Genomic DNA, 15,393 nt, shown 5'->3' with positions numbered 1-15,393 from the left:
TTTAGGTGGAATCGTTATACTATTATTGTAGAGATAAACAAGGAGGAATTAAAATGAGTTATTCAGAAGCAATGGCTAAACACTACTATTTAAAAGAGTTTGCTGATAAATTGGACTCTAATAAGCCTGCTAAAATTGCTATTCAGCATGAGATAAACAGCCTAGAACTTAAAAAACAATGGTTGGAAGAGTTCTTAAACAGCGAGGACGATAAAGAAAAGAGATAATTAAAAATGTTCGGAAGTTTATTACAATTATTGGGACTATCAAGGTGGTATCACCATGAACAGCACGCAGATAGGTTGAATGCTCGTAAAGCTAGTGGTAAATCAGTCTTTAGTTATGATGACCTCAAAGGATTACGCAAGTTGGCATTCTGGCTATTTGTATTCAGCATATTCCTAAATTGGGGGCATGTTCGGTGCTATTATGCTAATTGCATGGCTAGCAATGTGGGCAATAAGTATAATCTTTTAGTTTCGTTGTAAATTAAAAGCTATCTCAAATTACTGAGGTAGCTTTTTTATGGTTGATATAATTATTGTATTGGGTCTCCCGGTGCATGAATTTTACCTGTAGAACTAACTCCCCAAGCAAGCCCGTCATCGTTTACAAAGCTCCAAGAACCATTGTCGCCTTCACTTGCGTTCAAGTCATCTAGTGATGTACCTCCAAAATCATCATCCCCATTGCCTCGAGATTTAGCCCAGTTTCTTAGAATCTGCTTGGCTTGGGATTCAGTTAAGGCTGTAGAACTAGTTGTAGACTGAGTAGAAGAAGACTCTGATGAACTAGAGTTTTCGACTGATGAGCTACTTTCAGAAGAATCCATGTCATCATTAGTAGAATTTGCTGTTGTGTTCTTATTTTGAGTAATTAATTTTTGTTCAGTCAAATTATTTGAACTGGCAATGTTATGTGTAAATTTAGTATAGGCCAACTTATTGTCAGAGTTCAGGTACTCAATGTAGCCATTACCTAAAGTACCTTGTTCGGGCATCTTTTGAAATAGCTGGTTGATACTCTTTGTCTCACCGGCCTTGATTGTTAGAGTGCCTGTTTTATCAGATATAATTTTATTTGATGGCAGGACGCAAATGAATTTAGATTGGTCAAATTTGATGTTCTTATTCGTATTATTCTTAATGGTAGCAGACACAACATAAACGGGGTCTGCCGTATTGTCCTCGGTGTCATCTTGATTTAATTTAAAAGTAAATTTAACATTTCTTTTGGCACTATTTGATAAATTCTGAAAGTAACTGGTCTTAATAGTGCGTGTGCTGGTTTTAGAGCTAGAGCTAGTTTCCTTTTGGCTGCTACTATTAGTAGTACATCCGCTAAGTAACAAGGTTAGCATAGTTGCACTTAATATTAATGACTTTTTTATTTGGCTCTATGATATTTGGTGTTGATGGATAAAATCCATCGACGCCTTTTTTGTAAAACAAACTAAAAAGGGCATACTGCCCTGTGCTACAATCAAGTTGACGAAAACCAATTGAAAGCGAGTGAACAGTATGTCCCAAGACCAGTCTACTAGACTTTTACTTCAAATTAAAGATAAAAATATAACTCATTTGCGTGTTAGTGATACTAAGCGCGATGCGCTTAGAGTTTATGGAACTCTTTCCTACAAACTCAATGTTTGTCCGTATTGTGCTCAACGACAGGTCGTTTGTAATGGTCATAAAATAGTATATGTTAGGCTACCAAACGTTAGCGAGCGCACCGTTATTTTGATTCTCCGCAAACAACGTTTTCGCTGCAAGGCGTGTGGTAAAACAAGTATCGCCCAAACACCAGTCGTTAGAAGACAACATCAAATCTCTGAAAATACGCGACATGCTATCGACAAGACTTTAATTGAAGATCGAACGATGAGAAGTATTGCAGATCAGTATAATGTTTCGACTAACTTCGTTAGTCGCCGCATTTTAGCGCTCGGTAAGCAGACCATGCCAGCGTATGACGGTCTTCCGCAAACCTTATGCATTGATGAATTTCGATCAACTTCTAACCAAATGAGCTTCATTACAATTGATGGACAAAAGCATGATATTATCACCATTTTACCTGGCCGACAGACTAATGAAATTAAACAATTTTTCCTAAACCATTATTCACTAAAAAATCGTGAACAGGTTACCCAGGCTGTAATGGATCTCAATGCACAATACCAAACTTTTATTCATTATCTATTTCCTAACGCCAAGTTAATCGTCGACAACTTTCACTTAGTTCAAATGACCTTACGAGCCTTGAACCAAACTCGTGTCCAGTTAATGAAAAAGTATCACCCAAATACCCCCGAATACCGGGTGCTAAAATCGTATTGGCGCCTGTACCTTATGAACTATGAAGCTCTCGAGAAAAGTCAACCACAATGGTTTTCACATTTACGAAACAGACTGACTCAAGAACAACTTATCTGGTCTGGTTTAAATCTCAGTCATGAGTTTGAAAATACTTACTTCACCGCTCATAAACTCGTCGAAGCTTTTCGTAGTCGAGACTATGCAGCTTTTACTGCGACGCTTGATGAGGTTGAGAACGTTAGTCCTCAACTCTTTACGACCATCAAAACATTTATTAAAAATAAAAAGCTCATCCAAAATATGACCAGTAGTACACTTTCCAACGGTCCCATTGAAGGCGTCAATCGAAAGATTAAACAGATTAAGCGGACAGCATACGGATACCGGAATTGGAAAAACTTTGTTTTTCGTATTCAAATTGAATTTAAAATCAGATTAAAGAAAAGGAACCCCGTTCGCAAGTGAACGAAGTTCCACATAAACCCTCCATCAACACCCGTTGACAAAGAGCCTTTTGTTTTCCATTATATCAAAAGGCGGTCTAGTGAGAATCCGAAGATTCTCACTAGACCGTCTTATTTGTGGAGACTTATGTCACAGCCTCTTTTTGATTTATTCGTGATCCTAAACAGCAAGTTATAAGTGGTCGTTACAATTTCTATTTTGTAAACTCAAGTTCACCAAGAGCACGTTGGGCTGCTAAGTTCAATAGGCTCCACTGTCGGTCAAAGCCTGGCTGGAAGAAAAAGTCAGCTTCGGCTAAATCTTCCAGTTTTAATCCTTGTTGGATGGCTAATGAAATAACATTACCTTGGGCAGTGATATCATAAGTTGACAATACAGCACCACCTAATAGTTGATGAGTGTTTGGATTGTAATCCAGCTCTACGTAGACCTCTGTATTTCCCTTCTCCATAGGGACATAAGCTGGACGTAAAGTGTCTTTGTAAAAAGATGTGTTAATCTTAATATCGGCCTTTTGGGCTGTGGTCATATTCAGACCTGATGTGGCAAAGTGATAGTCGAAAACACTTAATGCTGATGAGCCGACCACTCCTGAAAATGGCATAGACGGTGTGTTCTCAAAGATGTGTTCCACTACATAACGGGCTTCACGTCGGGCAACCGTGGCTAAAGCTATCGGCATGTTCCTCTGAGCAGGAATTGAATAGGCCAACACCGCATCACCTATGGCATAGACATCAGGCAGATTAGTTCTCAAATATTTGTCAGTTTTAATCCACCCGCGCTTATCTAGTTCAACCGTTCCCTTTAACCAATCAGTATTAGGTTTAACTCCAACAGCTTGAATGATCAAGTCACTAGGATATTCTGCATCGTTGGTCTTAACAGCAGAAACCGATTCAGTCCCTTCATAGCATTCAATCTTAGCGCCAGTGACAACTTGAACGCCTTTGCTAGTCAATTCTTTTGATAAAATATCTGTTAATTCGGTATCTAGGTAGTTGCCCAGAGGCCGATTAATCATGTCGATTAATGTAACATTCTTTCCAGCTTTGATGCTGGCTTCAGCAGCTTCAACACCAATGTAACCAGCACCAATAACAGTAATATTTTTAACATCTGGGTCAGATAATTTTGCTTTGATCTTTTCTGCCCAATCCTTGCCGCGCATTGAATAAACGTTTTTTAGCTCATGACCAGGAACGGGTAAATCGTTTGGAGTTACGCCTGAGCTTAAGATTAATTTATCGTAATCATAGCTCTGTATCTTACCGGATCTTAAATCTTTCACGGTAACTTGCTTATTTTCTGGATTTATTTTGGTCACTTCATGATTGGCATATACTTCTGTCCCAAATTTTTCGAGATCTGCAGGTTTAAAATTACGGACATCATTAATACTCGTTACACTGTTTTCTAAATATAATTCCATACCACAGGACATAAAAGAAATAAAATCTCCCGCTTCGAATAGTTTAATATCTAGGTTTGAGTATTTGTGAGTAAGTTCCAAAACCGACTGATGGCCGCCGTGCGAGGCACCAACAACAATAACTTTTGTCTTCGACATAAAAAATATAGCCTCCTAATAGATGGGTGACAAATAATAAATCGTTAATGATGGACATTTTGTTCTAAAGTACATTCGTGATGACGCAATGATTCACCGATATCTCATCCAGATACTAAGCCTTCTTCTCTCGAATGGAGCCCACCAGATCATCTGTAGCTGGAGCGTTCGCAAGCAATGCGCGAACATCATCAAGATTCACCTTAACATTCCAAACTAAAACACCAACTAACTTATCGGTATCTATGAAATAGACAAGCGATCCATGCGTTCGCCGATCAAAAATCAATCGCAATTTAGGATCAATATTACCGATTGCTTGCCAGGAAATATCAAAAATCATGGAATAGAAGTATGGGGTATGCTGATAGCTCATGTGAGCACCTGCCATATTACGGCCAACTAATTCACCAGAAAGTCGGGCATGGTCCACGTGCTCAATCCGTTGCCGACCCAAGATGTGATCTGGATAAGAGGCAATATCTCCAGCAGACCAGATGGCTGGGTCACTAGTATTGAGATACTCATTAACTTTCACACCACCATCAGCTAAATCCAAACAACTGTCTTCAGCTAAACTAATCCGCGGCGTAACGCCTAACCCAACAATGATCGTATCGGCTACGATCACCGTACCATCCTTTGTCAATAGAGTCAAGTGGTCACCTTGGCGTTGATATGATTGGACAAACTGACCACTCATCAGTGTGACACCATTGCGTTTGAACGTGGCTTCATACTCAGTCCGAATAGACTCAGGAAATTTACCCTCACCCAGCGCTTTTTCTGGAAAAATCATCGTAACTTCAGTCTCATTTTGGGTCAGTGACGATGCGAGCTCTGTACCAACATATCCACCACCAATGATCACAACTCGCTTGTTCGGACCACTAAATTTACGTAACTTGCGATAATCTGACCACTGTCTAAAGACTAGCACATGTGGATCAGAAGGTCCCTGGATTTGTCTAGGTTCTCCGCCAGTTGCTAGCAATAGCTGTTCATACTTGATTTGCTCACTATCTGCCAATGTAATGACCTTATCTTGCCGATTAATAGCCGTAACCGTTGTCTTGAACTTAAAAGTCACATTGGGATAATTTTCAGCACCAATCTGAATGTTCTCTTCAGTAAATTCATCATCTAGCCATAGTTTTTTACTCAGTGCCGGTCGTTCATATGGGACATCCGCCTCTTGCGAAATAATTAAGATCTCACCCTCTGAATCTTCCTGTCGAATTCCCTTGATGGCATAGCCAGCAACCACTCCGCCACCAACAATGACGTATCGATAGCTGTTTGTCTGATCCAAATCACTCATCTAATCGCCTCCATAACTTTACTTTTTCTAGGATCATTGTAATATAAAAACGCCATGATTCGAAAAATAACGATCAGAATTGTCAATCGTTGCTTGCTTTTATCAGAATAATAATTTTATTTACATACTGCTACAAAGCTATCAAATATCACTATGATCCAGATTTAGAATTGCGGATAACACAGCATAAAATAATATTATTTTAATTAAAAAACCTCAATTTTTAAGGTAATCATTTTTGATTTTAATTTGAAGTAACAATATTCGAAGAGTTGTCATTTTTCTTGGTCATTTCTCGGATTTTAGTGGAGTTAGAAGTTTCAAGTGGTCCGCTCTGCTATGATTCTCTCATGTAAACATCATCTTTGTATATTGAATTTCTTTCGATATCTGATAAAGGTCGTCCGCTTAATCCCTGTATTACGGGCAACATCTACATCACTCATACCCGTTTGATAAAGCTTAAAAGCGTGTTGCAAACGGGGATCATCTTTGGCATATTGGGGTTTGCGCCCATGATATTTACCCTGCTGCTTAGCTAAGGCAATCCCTTGTTGCTGGCGCTCAATGATTCGCTTACGTTCACTTTCGGCCTGATACTTATAGAGTTCAATAATCAAGTTGGTCATCAGTTGACGTAAATTTGGGTCAGCAATCCCTGTCATGGACGGCAAATTTAACACATCTAGGGTGGCACCCTTATTTTGAATGGAGTTCATGATCTTAGTCAAATCATGGTTGTTTCTGCCTAAGCGATCTAATTCAGTGACCATTACAATATCACCCTCACGAATATAGGCCAGCATTTTTTGCAGTTCTGGCCGATTAGTGTTAGCCCCACTTAATTTATCCGTAAATAATTTATCAACGTCTTTTAAAGCCGCTAACTGTCGATCTAAATGTTGCTCCTTGGAACTCACACGCGCATAACCGATTTTAGCCATTTCCAATTCTCCTTTTGGACAGTTCTAATGAACACTTGTAATTCCTAGTATAGCACAGAAATAAAAAAGACCATTAGGGTATACCCTAGTGGCCATTTAACATCCTTCTAAAACTCATCAGAAATACTTTCATGGTTAAACTTGGGGTTTAACCTTATTGATTTAACATCCTTCTAAAACTCATAAACTTTAGAATTATGCCTAATAATGGGGTTTAACCTTATTGATTTAACATCCTTTGGATTTAGGTCAAGAATCTGGACACATTTTATGTATAATTTAAGCGACTAATTTTTCCTTTTCATTTGGAGTTAAATAATCAATGCTACTGTGAATTCGAGCACTGTTATAAAAGCTCTCAATGTAGCTGAATATTGCAGCATTTGCTTCTTCAAAATCCTGATAATGGTGTTGGTAAACCTCTTCTTTTTTCAAACTGGCGTGAAATGATTCCAAACATGAATTGTCATAGGGACAGCCACGCTTGCTATAAGAATGGCGAATATGGTGTTGCGCTAAGATCTGTTCAAAGCCAGCACTGCGGTACTGGCTACCCAGATCGGTATGCACAATTAAGTTATTAGTCGTCTTTCTAGTTTCAAAGGCTTGTTGAAAAGTGCTGATCACAAGATCAGCAGTCATATGACGGCTGATTTTATGGGCAATGATTTTACGTGAATATAAATCCTGAATGCTTGATAAATAACACCAGCCATTGGCTTTGGTGTGAATATAAGTTATGTCTGCACACCACTTTTGATTTGGACTGGTTGTACGAAAATCTTGCGCGAGTATATTTGAATAATCAGTCGTATCAATATCATTAGTTTGTTGATAATGCCACTTCTTGCGCGTGATTGATTTTAACCCCATTTGGCGCATTAATCGTTGAACTAGCTTAATACTGGCAGTCTTACCTTCTTTTTGTAACGCTTTTAGAATTTTAGGTGCCCCGTAGATACGTCTAGAATTAAAGTAAATGCGTTTAATCGACTGGCTAAGTGTCTTACGACGCTTGGCTTGTGGCGATACATGATTCTGCTGATGTTCATAGTAAGTTGAGCGTGGAACTGAGAGTACTTTACAGGTTTCTTTGATACTATGGTGCTTCAAATTAATATCAACGGCTGTCTGCCAGTCATCTGGGTTTACTTTTTGGCGAATATGGTTAAGGCTTTTTTTAAGATGTCATTCTCACTTTCTAGCTGTTTCAAACGTTTTTGCAACGCTAAAACATCTGATTTGGAAATTCCACTTCCTTTGTCTTCTTTAGGGTCTACACTTTCTGGTATTGGTGAATAACTAATACCGGTTTTTTGTCTGTTTTGAAAATCAGAAAAATAAAAAAGGACATCTGTCCTCTTTGTGCTACGATTTAATCGCCAAAACAAATCGAAAAGAGGAAATTCAGATGTCCCTAACTAATTCTATCTTATGCTTATTCGAAATAACAGACCCAAACTTAATTGTCACTGGTATTTCTAAAGAACGGTGTTCCACAAACCAACGTATTCATGTCGTCCATGCAACTTTGTCTTATCAACTTTTAAAGTGCCCACATTGTGGCCATAAAAGCTTAATTAAAAACGGAACTCACATGAGTCACCTGCGTTTAGGAACCTTATCCGGTGGTCGTTACGAAATGCATTTAAAACGTCAAAGATACCAATGTAAAGATTGTTCAAAAACCTGTGGTGCTAAAACTAAGTTGGTTAATCGTAACGAAACTTTCACACATAATATCAAACATCAAGTGATCGTTTTGGCACGCGATATGTTGACGAGTAAAGAAATTGCTAAACTTTGTGGAATTTCGCCAAGCAGTGTTCAACGAATCCTAAATGCCAATATTCACTTAGCCTATCGTGTTAAACATCTCCCAGAGAATCTTTGCTTTGATGAATTTCGTTCCTGTAATCACTGGATGTCCTTTAATTGTTGCGATGCCGTTAGTCATCGCCGAATTGTTACTTTAAAAGATCGGCTAAGTAAAGATATCATTGACTACTTTGAAGCTCGTTTTTCGGTTCAAGAACGTGCCCAAGTTCAATCAGTGACGATTGACATGAATGCTGAATATGGCAGCTTCATTCATCGCTTATTTCCCAATGCGGCCACGATTATCGATCGTTTCCATATTATTCAACTGGCTGGGCGTGCCTTAGATAATGAACGCACGCAGACCATTCGTACTATCCAAGATAAGCATTCACGAATTTATCATATTTTAAAATCTCAATGGCGTTTATTTCATCTTGATGAAATAAAAGTTAATGATTCTAAGGCTGTTTATTTACGCGGAATTAACGAGTATATGACGCAACAAAACGCCATTGATTTAGCTCTAGACGCTTTTCCCAGATTTAGATCTGTGTATCAAACCTATCAAGGTATCTTAAGTGCCATACACCAAAAGGATGCTAATGCGTTCCAATCCTTACTTACTAACTACCAACCCACTAGTAATCAAATGGACATAACGATCAACACGTTTATCAAAAATGGTTCAGCCCTTCTAAACAGTTGTCGTTATCCATTTTCCAACGGTCCAATTGAAGGACTTAATCGTAAAATCAAGGCATTAAAGCGTAACTGTTTTGGTTTTCGAAATATTGACAACTTCTTTATCCGGATTAGTTTAATTCATGAGTAAACAAAAAGCACATTCACCGAAGTGAATGTGCCGTTCAAAATCTCCACCAATACGATTTGACAGAGACCCATCTAATATTCAAAACCAGAATATTAGATGGGCTGGCTTATATTCTGGGATCTAACCGCTGATTTGATCACTCTCTTTAAATAAGATGCACACCCTTATCAACGTAAACCACGTCGCCGGTCATTCCAGTTGCCAGATCACTCATCAAAAAGGCAGCCACATTTCCGATTTCGGTTGTTGTAACGCTCTTTTGATCAACGGTTCTCGACTCCGATTCCTTTAACAATTCACCATGATGCTTAATGCCGGTAACTGCTAATGTCTTAACCGCACCCGCAGAAATTGCGTTTACTCGAATCCCATTCACCCCTAAATCTGAAGCTAAATAGCGAACGTTGGCTTCCAAGGCCGCTTTGGCAACACCCATCATATTGTAATTTGGAATGGCCCGAGTTGAACCAAAATAAGTCAAAGTTACAATACTTGAAGGGTCATTTAGGATTGGTTGTGCATAACGACTCACTGCAATCAATGAGTAGGCACTAATGTTTTGAGCCAAATCGTATCCTTCACGAGTAGTATGTACCAGCCCAGACGTCAATGTCTCACGGTCAGCATAAGCGATTGCATGAATCACACCATCAATTTTGCCATACTTATTACCAATCTCTTCGAATGCATTTTTAATGTTGTCATCATCAGCAACGTCACATTCTACTAATTCTGAATCTTCAGGAACAAATCGTTGTAAGCTCTTCTTAATTCGATCATTTTGATAAGTTAAAATAACCTTAGCGCCTTGATCAATAATTGCCTGGGTACATCCCCAAGCAATACTGCGTTTATTTGCGACCCCCATGATCACAATTGTTTTTCCATCTAAAAAGCCACTCATTTAATTCGGCCTCCAAATAATTTTTCTTTTAAAAATTCCGGTAACGTTGCTCACGTTGGCGTAATAACTCGTCAATCGGTAAATTAGCCAGTTCATTAAACTGATTTGCCAGAAAGTCACGTAGTGGGCCTAAATTCTCACCAGAGTGGTATTCATGAATAATCTGATCAATAATACCATTTTCTTGTAACCATTCTGATGTTAAATTTAAGGCTTCAGCTGCTTGCTGGACCTTTGATGAATCCTTCCACATGATGCTGGCATAGCCTTCAGGTGACAAAACGGAATAAATACTATCTTCAAACATAAATACTTTGTCGCCACAGGCAAGCGCAATCGCGCCACCACTACCACCCTCACCAACAATGATACTAATGTACGGTACCTTTAGTTGCATGCCCACTTGTAAGCACTTGGCAATTGCAGAACCAATACCGTGATATTCAGCATCCACATCCGGCCAAGCGCCAGGCGTATTCACCAGCGCCAAAATCGGTCGATGGAATTTTTCCGCCTGTTGCATTAATCGAAGCGCTTTACGATAGCCTTCCGGTTCAGGGCTACCGAAATGACGCTTGATATTTTCTTCCGTATCAGCACCCTTACGAATCCCAACCACCGTAATCGGTACATCCTTTAACAATCCAATGCCACCGATTACTGCTTGATCATCGCCATCAGACCGATCTCCATGGAGTTCAAAAAAATCAGTTGTCAAACCACGAATGAGTTCATCCGTTGAAATTTTATGACTGTCACGGGCTGCCTGAACACGTTGATAAGCTGTTTTTTTAGCCATGACTAGCCTCCCTCTGATGCAGTCGCAAAAATTGAGAGATTGTCTGCTTTAAATTGGTCCGCGGAACAATCGCATCGATAAAGCCGTGATCCAAAACAGTTTCAGCCCTTTGAAAATTCTTGGGTGGCTGCTTCATAATTGTTTGTTCAATGACTCGGCGACCAGCAAATCCAACCAAAGCATGAGATTCGGCTAAAATAATGTCGCCCTGCATTGCAAAACTGGCAGTAACGCCACCAGTCGTTGGATCACAAAGAACCACCAGATAAAACAGTCCGGCTTTGCTGTGAGCCTCAACAGCCTGGGACACCTTTGCCATTTGCATCAGTGACTTGATCCCTTCCTGCATCCTCGCACCACCAGAAGCCGTAAACATGACAACCGGCAACTTTTCAGTGGTTGCTTTTTCGAACAATCGAACAATTTTTTCACCAGTGGCACTGCCAAGACTACCCATGATAAAGAATGGGTCCATAATTCCGGCCGCCACTTTTTGATGATCCAGTGACCCGATTCCAGTCAAGACACTTTCCTTAATTCCGGTTACCTTTTTTGCTTTTGCAATTTTACCCCGATACTTCTTATCGTCATATTGGTCGGGAACCGTTACGTCTGCATCCATTTCGTCAAAGGTATCAAACGTAATCTTAGCCCGCCTGCGAGCCGTAATTCGAAAACCAAATCCACAATTAGGGCAGGTTCGCTGCTTGCCCATTCTCATCGAAAAAAACGTTGTATGGCAAATTGGGCATTCTTTCATTAAGTTATCGGGGATTTTATCCATTCGCTTTTTTAATTCATCACGACTGGGCATTTTAAACCGACTTTGCAGCATTTAATCCCCTCCTACCAGCAAGAACATCATTTTCAATAAAACTAGTTGAGTAGGTTCCCTGTTTAAATCGATCAGATGTAACTAACTCATATAAAAAGGCTTGATTGGTTATGACACCCGTAATTTCAAGCTCACTTAACACCCGTTTCATCTTCGCAATGACCGCATTCCGGTCATTTAAATGAACGATTAATTTAGCGATCATTGAATCATAAAAAGGTGAAATAAAACTGCCGTTGGTCACACCAGCATCAATTCGGACACTCAATGACCCATCAGGGAAAAATAAATGGGTAATTTTCCCGGGTTGAGGAGCAAAGTTGTTTTCGGGGTCTTCGGCATTTAATCGACACTCCAAAGCATGTCCCTTAACAGTCGCATCTGCTTGAACAAAGGGTAATACTTCATTAGCAGCAACGGCTAACTGACCCTTTACCAGCTCAATGCCGGTAACTTCTTCGGTAATCGTATGTTCAACCTGAAGACGAGTATTCATTTCCATAAAGTAAAAATGGTGATCGTGATCCATCAAAAATTCGTAGGTCCCAGTATTTGTATAACCAAGTTTAAGCGTTGCCTTGGCAACAATTTCACCTAATTCCTGACGTTCTTCAGGAGAAATCAAAATACATGGACTTTCTTCAATTACCTTTTGATGATTTCGTTGCAGAGAACAGTCACGTTCCGGTAAATAGACAACGTGGCCAAAATTATCCGCAATCACCTGCATTTCAACATGTTTGGCATCTCGGATTAGTTTTTCAACATACATACTATCATCACCAAATGATGCCTTGGCCTCACGTTGGCACTGCTCGAATGAATCACGAAGCTCTTCTGGCCGATCAACCTCACGGATACCTTTACCACCACCACCGGCAGCGGATTTCAATAAAACTGGGAAACCAATTTTTTCAGCAATCCGTTCAGCTTGATCAACTGAAGTGACATCACCCTCGCTACCAGGGATCACCGGAACGCCCGCGGACTTCATTGCCTCTCTGGCGTTAGCCTTGTCACCCATCAGTGAAATCAATTGATGGCTAGGACCAATGAATTGAATATGACAAGACTCACACATTTCCGCAAACTCAGCATTCTCAGAGAGAAAACCGTACCCGGGATGAATGGCTTCACAACCAGTTAAAGTTGCGGCACTCATAATTTGGGCCATATTTAAATAAGAATCACTCGGCTGGGCACCGCCAATACAGATCGCCTCATCAGCTAAATGAACAAACAAGCTCTCCTTATCAGCACTGGAATAAACAGCAACTGCTTCAATATTCATGTCATGAAGTGCTCTGATAATTTGCACAGCAATTTCGCCACGATTTGCCACTAATACTTTTTTAAACATATGCTCACCTTCTTGTACTTAAAAACGTTTTGGAACGCCATTTGGATTCATTCCCGAAATGAGCCAGGTTTCTCATTCCACCGCAAATATCAGGTCGGCCTCACAAATCACTTGACCGTCTCGAATAATCGATCCGTGACCTAATCCAATGTTCATTTTGAGCTTTTTCATTTCCACTTCAAAGATTAACCGGTCGCCTGGTCGAAAATCATCTTGAAAAGTGGCGTTTTTTATGCCGCCAAAAAACACATTTTTCCCTTGATATTTTGGTAATGACAGAATGGCAGCAACCCCAGTCTGAGCCATTGCCTCAATCATAATTGGCCGTGGGACAACTAACCGGTTAACCGGCTGGTTGGCAAAGAACCATTCATTAATGGAAATCAGTTTCACCGATCTTGCCTTAACACCTGCTTGAACATCCAAAAAGCGGTCAATCATTTCAAAAGGATAGCGTTGGGGAATCACATCATTTACGTTGGGTGTCATTATTATCTATCCCTTCTTAACTTGAAACAGTGGTTGATCATACTCAACCATACTGCCATCCTCAACCAAGATATTTGAAATTGTTCCTGAAACATCACTCTTAACTTCATTGATCATCTTCATTGCTTCAATAACGCAGACAACGTCCCCTTTTTCAACTTTATCGCCCTGCTTTTTAAAGGCAGGCTTATCGGGACTTGGCGCGAAATAGATAACACCTACCAGCGGTGCTTTAATTTCGGCGACATCAGCTGCCGAATTAACAGCTGGCGTTGTTGATTCATTCTGTGATTGTTTTGACGTCGGTTTAGGTGCGCTAACAGTGTCATTAGGTGTTGTTAATGTTGGCTCACCTACAACAACTTGGTCACCAGCCTCACGTTTACTCAATGCCAATTTAAAATCATCCTGCGTTAACTCAAAGTTTTTGAGTGATGATTTATCAAACTTATCTAATAACCGTTCAATTTCCTTCTCGTCCATAACTTTAATCACATCCCTTAAATGCAATTACAGCGTTGTGTCCTCCAAATCCAAATGAGTTACTGATTGCATAGTTAACAGTTGTTTTCTTATTGGTGTCATCAACTAAATCAACATCACATTCTTCATCTTGGTTAACAACACCCACATTTACCGGCATTTGGTTTCTTTGAATTGCGCCGATTGTTGCAACAGCCTCAATCGCACCGGCTGCGCCCAATGCGTGGCCAGTCATCCCTTTGGTACTGCTTACCTTAACATGATCATTCTTTGAGAAGACCACATTGATTGCCTTGGATTCAGCGCTGTCATTGGCATGAGTACTTGTTCCGTGCGCGTTAATATAGTCAACATCAGTGGCATCAATTTCAGCCTCGTCAATGGCCATTTGCATTGCCCGTTTAGCGCCGGTTCCCTCTGGATCAGGCGCTGTCATATGGTAAGCATCACTAGTCGTTCCATAACCAACAATCTCAGCAAGGATCTTAGCGCCACGTGCTTTGGCATGGTCATAACTTTCCAAGACCAGGGTTCCAGAACCTTCACCCATTACAAAACCATTTCGGTCTTTATCAAACGGAATTGACGCTTTCATTGGATCTTCGGTCTTCGATAATGCCGTAATTGCAGCAAATCCTGAAATACCAATTTCATTTACTGAAGCTTCAGTTCCGCCTGCAATCATTGCCTCAGCTTTTCCTTCTTTAATATATTCAAAGGCATTGCCAATTGCATTAGTCCCTGACGAACAGGCAGTCACAATAGCTTGACTGGTGTTACGGGCCTTGAAGGCAATTGAAATATCACCGGCAGCCATATTAACAATGGAATTAGGCACAAAGAGAGGTGATACCCGCTTAGGTCCTTTGTCGTGCATCTTGATGACTTGCTCTTGAATGGTCGTCAAACCACCAATTCCTGAACCATAAATGACGCCTAGTTCCTCTGGTTTGATATTGTCTTCATTCAAGCCAGCCATTTCCATCGCTTCGTGAGCACTATATAGCGCGTAATTGACAAACAGATCATTTCGCTTTGCGGTTTTTCGGTCCAAGCGCTTCATTGCGTCAAAGTCCTTGACTTCACCGGCAACAGAAATTCCAGTTGCTTCTGCATCAAATTTGGTAATCTTATTAATGCCAACCTTCGAATTTAATAAGTTGGTCAGAAAACTATCAACATCATTTCCGAGTGGGGTAACGGCACCCATTCCAGTAACAACGACTCTGTTCATGAATTTATCTCCTTTAGC

The 15,393-nt window shown here is 40.1% G+C and carries 17 protein-coding genes; 4 read left to right on the top strand and 13 right to left on the bottom strand.

The genetic code is table 11. The features are described 5' to 3' along the window. Positions 1–53 precede the first annotated feature (53 nt). Both AB3219_RS11030 and AB3219_RS11025 read left to right on the top strand, forming a co-directional pair. Positions 54–227 carry a hypothetical protein gene (locus tag AB3219_RS11030; RefSeq protein ID WP_367369473.1) on the top strand — a complete coding sequence of 58 codons (174 nt, stop codon included), beginning with the start codon at positions 54–56 and terminating at the stop codon, positions 225–227. A gap of 6 nt (positions 228–233) precedes the next feature. Beyond that, complete coding sequence (locus AB3219_RS11025; protein WP_367369472.1) at positions 234–488, top strand: hypothetical protein; 255 nt, start codon at positions 234–236, stop codon at positions 486–488. Between the two features lie 50 nt (positions 489–538). Here the strand turns inward: AB3219_RS11025 and AB3219_RS11020 are convergent, their stop codons facing one another. Further along, the gene (locus tag AB3219_RS11020; protein WP_367369471.1) at positions 539–1,360 is read right to left on the bottom strand and encodes a hypothetical protein; all 822 of its coding nucleotides are present in this window, start codon (positions 1,358–1,360) and stop codon (positions 539–541) included. 160 nt (positions 1,361–1,520) lie between these two features. Between AB3219_RS11020 and AB3219_RS11015 the strand changes: the two genes are divergently transcribed. Continuing rightward, positions 1,521–2,783 (top strand): ISL3 family transposase, encoded by a 1,263-nt coding sequence (locus AB3219_RS11015; protein WP_367369470.1) that lies wholly within the window; start codon positions 1,521–1,523, stop codon positions 2,781–2,783. Between the two features lie 193 nt (positions 2,784–2,976). Here AB3219_RS11015 and AB3219_RS11010 read toward each other — a convergent pair whose 3' ends face one another. From AB3219_RS11010 to AB3219_RS10990, 5 genes are all read right to left on the bottom strand, one after another. Then, positions 2,977–4,353, bottom strand: a complete 1,377-nt coding sequence (locus AB3219_RS11010) for an FAD-dependent oxidoreductase (protein ID WP_024855732.1) — start codon at positions 4,351–4,353, stop codon at positions 2,977–2,979. A gap of 115 nt (positions 4,354–4,468) precedes the next feature. Then, positions 4,469–5,674: an NAD(P)/FAD-dependent oxidoreductase gene (locus AB3219_RS11005; RefSeq protein ID WP_367369469.1), complete on the bottom strand. Its 1,206-nt coding sequence runs from the start codon at positions 5,672–5,674 to the stop codon at positions 4,469–4,471. A 359-nt stretch (positions 5,675–6,033) separates the two neighbouring features. Further along, positions 6,034–6,618: a recombinase family protein gene (locus AB3219_RS11000; protein ID WP_087127705.1), complete on the bottom strand. Its 585-nt coding sequence runs from the start codon at positions 6,616–6,618 to the stop codon at positions 6,034–6,036. 279 nt (positions 6,619–6,897) lie between these two features. Further along, positions 6,898–7,782: an IS3 family transposase gene (locus AB3219_RS10995; protein WP_143445935.1), complete on the bottom strand. Its 885-nt coding sequence runs from the start codon at positions 7,780–7,782 to the stop codon at positions 6,898–6,900. Continuing rightward, positions 7,767–8,009 carry a hypothetical protein gene (locus AB3219_RS10990; protein WP_062904598.1) on the bottom strand — a complete coding sequence of 81 codons (243 nt, stop codon included), beginning with the start codon at positions 8,007–8,009 and terminating at the stop codon, positions 7,767–7,769. The genes AB3219_RS10995 and AB3219_RS10990 overlap by 16 nt, the downstream gene beginning before the upstream one ends. Positions 8,010–8,029: 20 nt before the next feature. On the opposite strand from AB3219_RS10990, the gene AB3219_RS10985 reads away from it, so the two are divergent. Next, on the top strand, positions 8,030–9,271 hold the full coding sequence (locus tag AB3219_RS10985) for an ISL3 family transposase (RefSeq protein ID WP_063697918.1): 1,242 nt from the start codon (positions 8,030–8,032) through the stop codon (positions 9,269–9,271). 145 nt (positions 9,272–9,416) lie between these two features. Here AB3219_RS10985 and fabI read toward each other — a convergent pair whose 3' ends face one another. The 7 genes from fabI to fabF all read right to left on the bottom strand — a co-directional run bounded on the left by fabI (position 9,417) and on the right by fabF (position 15,375). After that, a complete protein-coding gene (gene fabI, locus AB3219_RS10980) occupies positions 9,417–10,175 on the bottom strand; it encodes an enoyl-ACP reductase FabI (protein WP_056973839.1) in 759 nt (252 codons plus the stop codon). A gap of 28 nt (positions 10,176–10,203) precedes the next feature. Next, on the bottom strand, positions 10,204–10,974 hold the full coding sequence (gene accA / locus AB3219_RS10975) for a carboxyltransferase subunit alpha (RefSeq protein ID WP_125584106.1): 771 nt from the start codon (positions 10,972–10,974) through the stop codon (positions 10,204–10,206). Beyond that, positions 10,967–11,809, bottom strand: coding sequence for an acetyl-CoA carboxylase carboxyltransferase subunit beta (locus AB3219_RS10970; RefSeq protein ID WP_056973843.1), 843 nt, complete (start codon positions 11,807–11,809; stop codon positions 10,967–10,969). The genes accA and AB3219_RS10970 overlap by 8 nt, the downstream gene beginning before the upstream one ends. Beyond that, a complete protein-coding gene (locus AB3219_RS10965; protein ID WP_125584107.1) occupies positions 11,790–13,169 on the bottom strand; it encodes an acetyl/propionyl/methylcrotonyl-CoA carboxylase subunit alpha in 1,380 nt (459 codons plus the stop codon). The genes AB3219_RS10970 and AB3219_RS10965 overlap by 20 nt, the downstream gene beginning before the upstream one ends. A gap of 72 nt (positions 13,170–13,241) precedes the next feature. Further along, on the bottom strand, positions 13,242–13,658 hold the full coding sequence (locus AB3219_RS10960; protein ID WP_056973850.1) for a 3-hydroxyacyl-ACP dehydratase FabZ family protein: 417 nt from the start codon (positions 13,656–13,658) through the stop codon (positions 13,242–13,244). A 6-nt stretch (positions 13,659–13,664) separates the two neighbouring features. Then, positions 13,665–14,141 carry an acetyl-CoA carboxylase biotin carboxyl carrier protein gene (gene accB, locus AB3219_RS10955; protein ID WP_056973865.1) on the bottom strand — a complete coding sequence of 159 codons (477 nt, stop codon included), beginning with the start codon at positions 14,139–14,141 and terminating at the stop codon, positions 13,665–13,667. A 4-nt stretch (positions 14,142–14,145) separates the two neighbouring features. Beyond that, complete coding sequence (gene fabF, locus AB3219_RS10950) at positions 14,146–15,375, bottom strand: beta-ketoacyl-ACP synthase II (RefSeq protein ID WP_057877457.1); 1,230 nt, start codon at positions 15,373–15,375, stop codon at positions 14,146–14,148. Between the last annotated feature and the right edge of the window lie 18 nt (positions 15,376–15,393).

This window comes from Pediococcus ethanolidurans (genome assembly GCF_964062635.1).
In the GTDB taxonomy this organism is placed as follows: domain Bacteria; phylum Bacillota; class Bacilli; order Lactobacillales; family Lactobacillaceae; genus Pediococcus; species Pediococcus ethanolidurans.
The sequence above is the reverse complement of the archived record's forward strand: the minus strand, read 5'-3'. Positions and strand labels throughout refer to the sequence as shown.

What these genes read in the sequence shown, in the direction of transcription:
- AB3219_RS11025 (WP_367369472.1), top strand. Translation starts at nt 234, where the DNA reads ATGTTCGGAAGTTTATTACAATTATTGGGACTATCAAGGTGGTATCAC.
- accA (WP_125584106.1), bottom strand. Translation starts at nt 10,974, where the DNA reads ATGGCTAAAAAAACAGCTTATCAACGTGTTCAGGCAGCCCGTGACAGT.
- AB3219_RS10965 (WP_125584107.1), bottom strand. Translation starts at nt 13,169, where the DNA reads ATGTTTAAAAAAGTATTAGTGGCAAATCGTGGCGAAATTGCTGTGCAA.
- accB (WP_056973865.1), bottom strand. Translation starts at nt 14,141, where the DNA reads ATGGACGAGAAGGAAATTGAACGGTTATTAGATAAGTTTGATAAATCA.
- AB3219_RS11005 (WP_367369469.1), bottom strand. Translation starts at nt 5,674, where the DNA reads ATGAGTGATTTGGATCAGACAAACAGCTATCGATACGTCATTGTTGGT.
- AB3219_RS11015 (WP_367369470.1), top strand. Translation starts at nt 1,521, where the DNA reads ATGTCCCAAGACCAGTCTACTAGACTTTTACTTCAAATTAAAGATAAA.
- AB3219_RS11010 (WP_024855732.1), bottom strand. Translation starts at nt 4,353, where the DNA reads ATGTCGAAGACAAAAGTTATTGTTGTTGGTGCCTCGCACGGCGGCCAT.
- AB3219_RS11000 (WP_087127705.1), bottom strand. Translation starts at nt 6,618, where the DNA reads ATGGCTAAAATCGGTTATGCGCGTGTGAGTTCCAAGGAGCAACATTTA.
- fabI (WP_056973839.1), bottom strand. Translation starts at nt 10,175, where the DNA reads ATGAGTGGCTTTTTAGATGGAAAAACAATTGTGATCATGGGGGTCGCA.
- AB3219_RS10970 (WP_056973843.1), bottom strand. Translation starts at nt 11,809, where the DNA reads ATGCTGCAAAGTCGGTTTAAAATGCCCAGTCGTGATGAATTAAAAAAG.
- AB3219_RS11020 (WP_367369471.1), bottom strand. Translation starts at nt 1,360, where the DNA reads ATGCTAACCTTGTTACTTAGCGGATGTACTACTAATAGTAGCAGCCAA.
- fabF (WP_057877457.1), bottom strand. Translation starts at nt 15,375, where the DNA reads ATGAACAGAGTCGTTGTTACTGGAATGGGTGCCGTTACCCCACTCGGA.
- AB3219_RS10960 (WP_056973850.1), bottom strand. Translation starts at nt 13,658, where the DNA reads ATGACACCCAACGTAAATGATGTGATTCCCCAACGCTATCCTTTTGAA.
- AB3219_RS10985 (WP_063697918.1), top strand. Translation starts at nt 8,030, where the DNA reads ATGTCCCTAACTAATTCTATCTTATGCTTATTCGAAATAACAGACCCA.
- AB3219_RS11030 (WP_367369473.1), top strand. Translation starts at nt 54, where the DNA reads ATGAGTTATTCAGAAGCAATGGCTAAACACTACTATTTAAAAGAGTTT.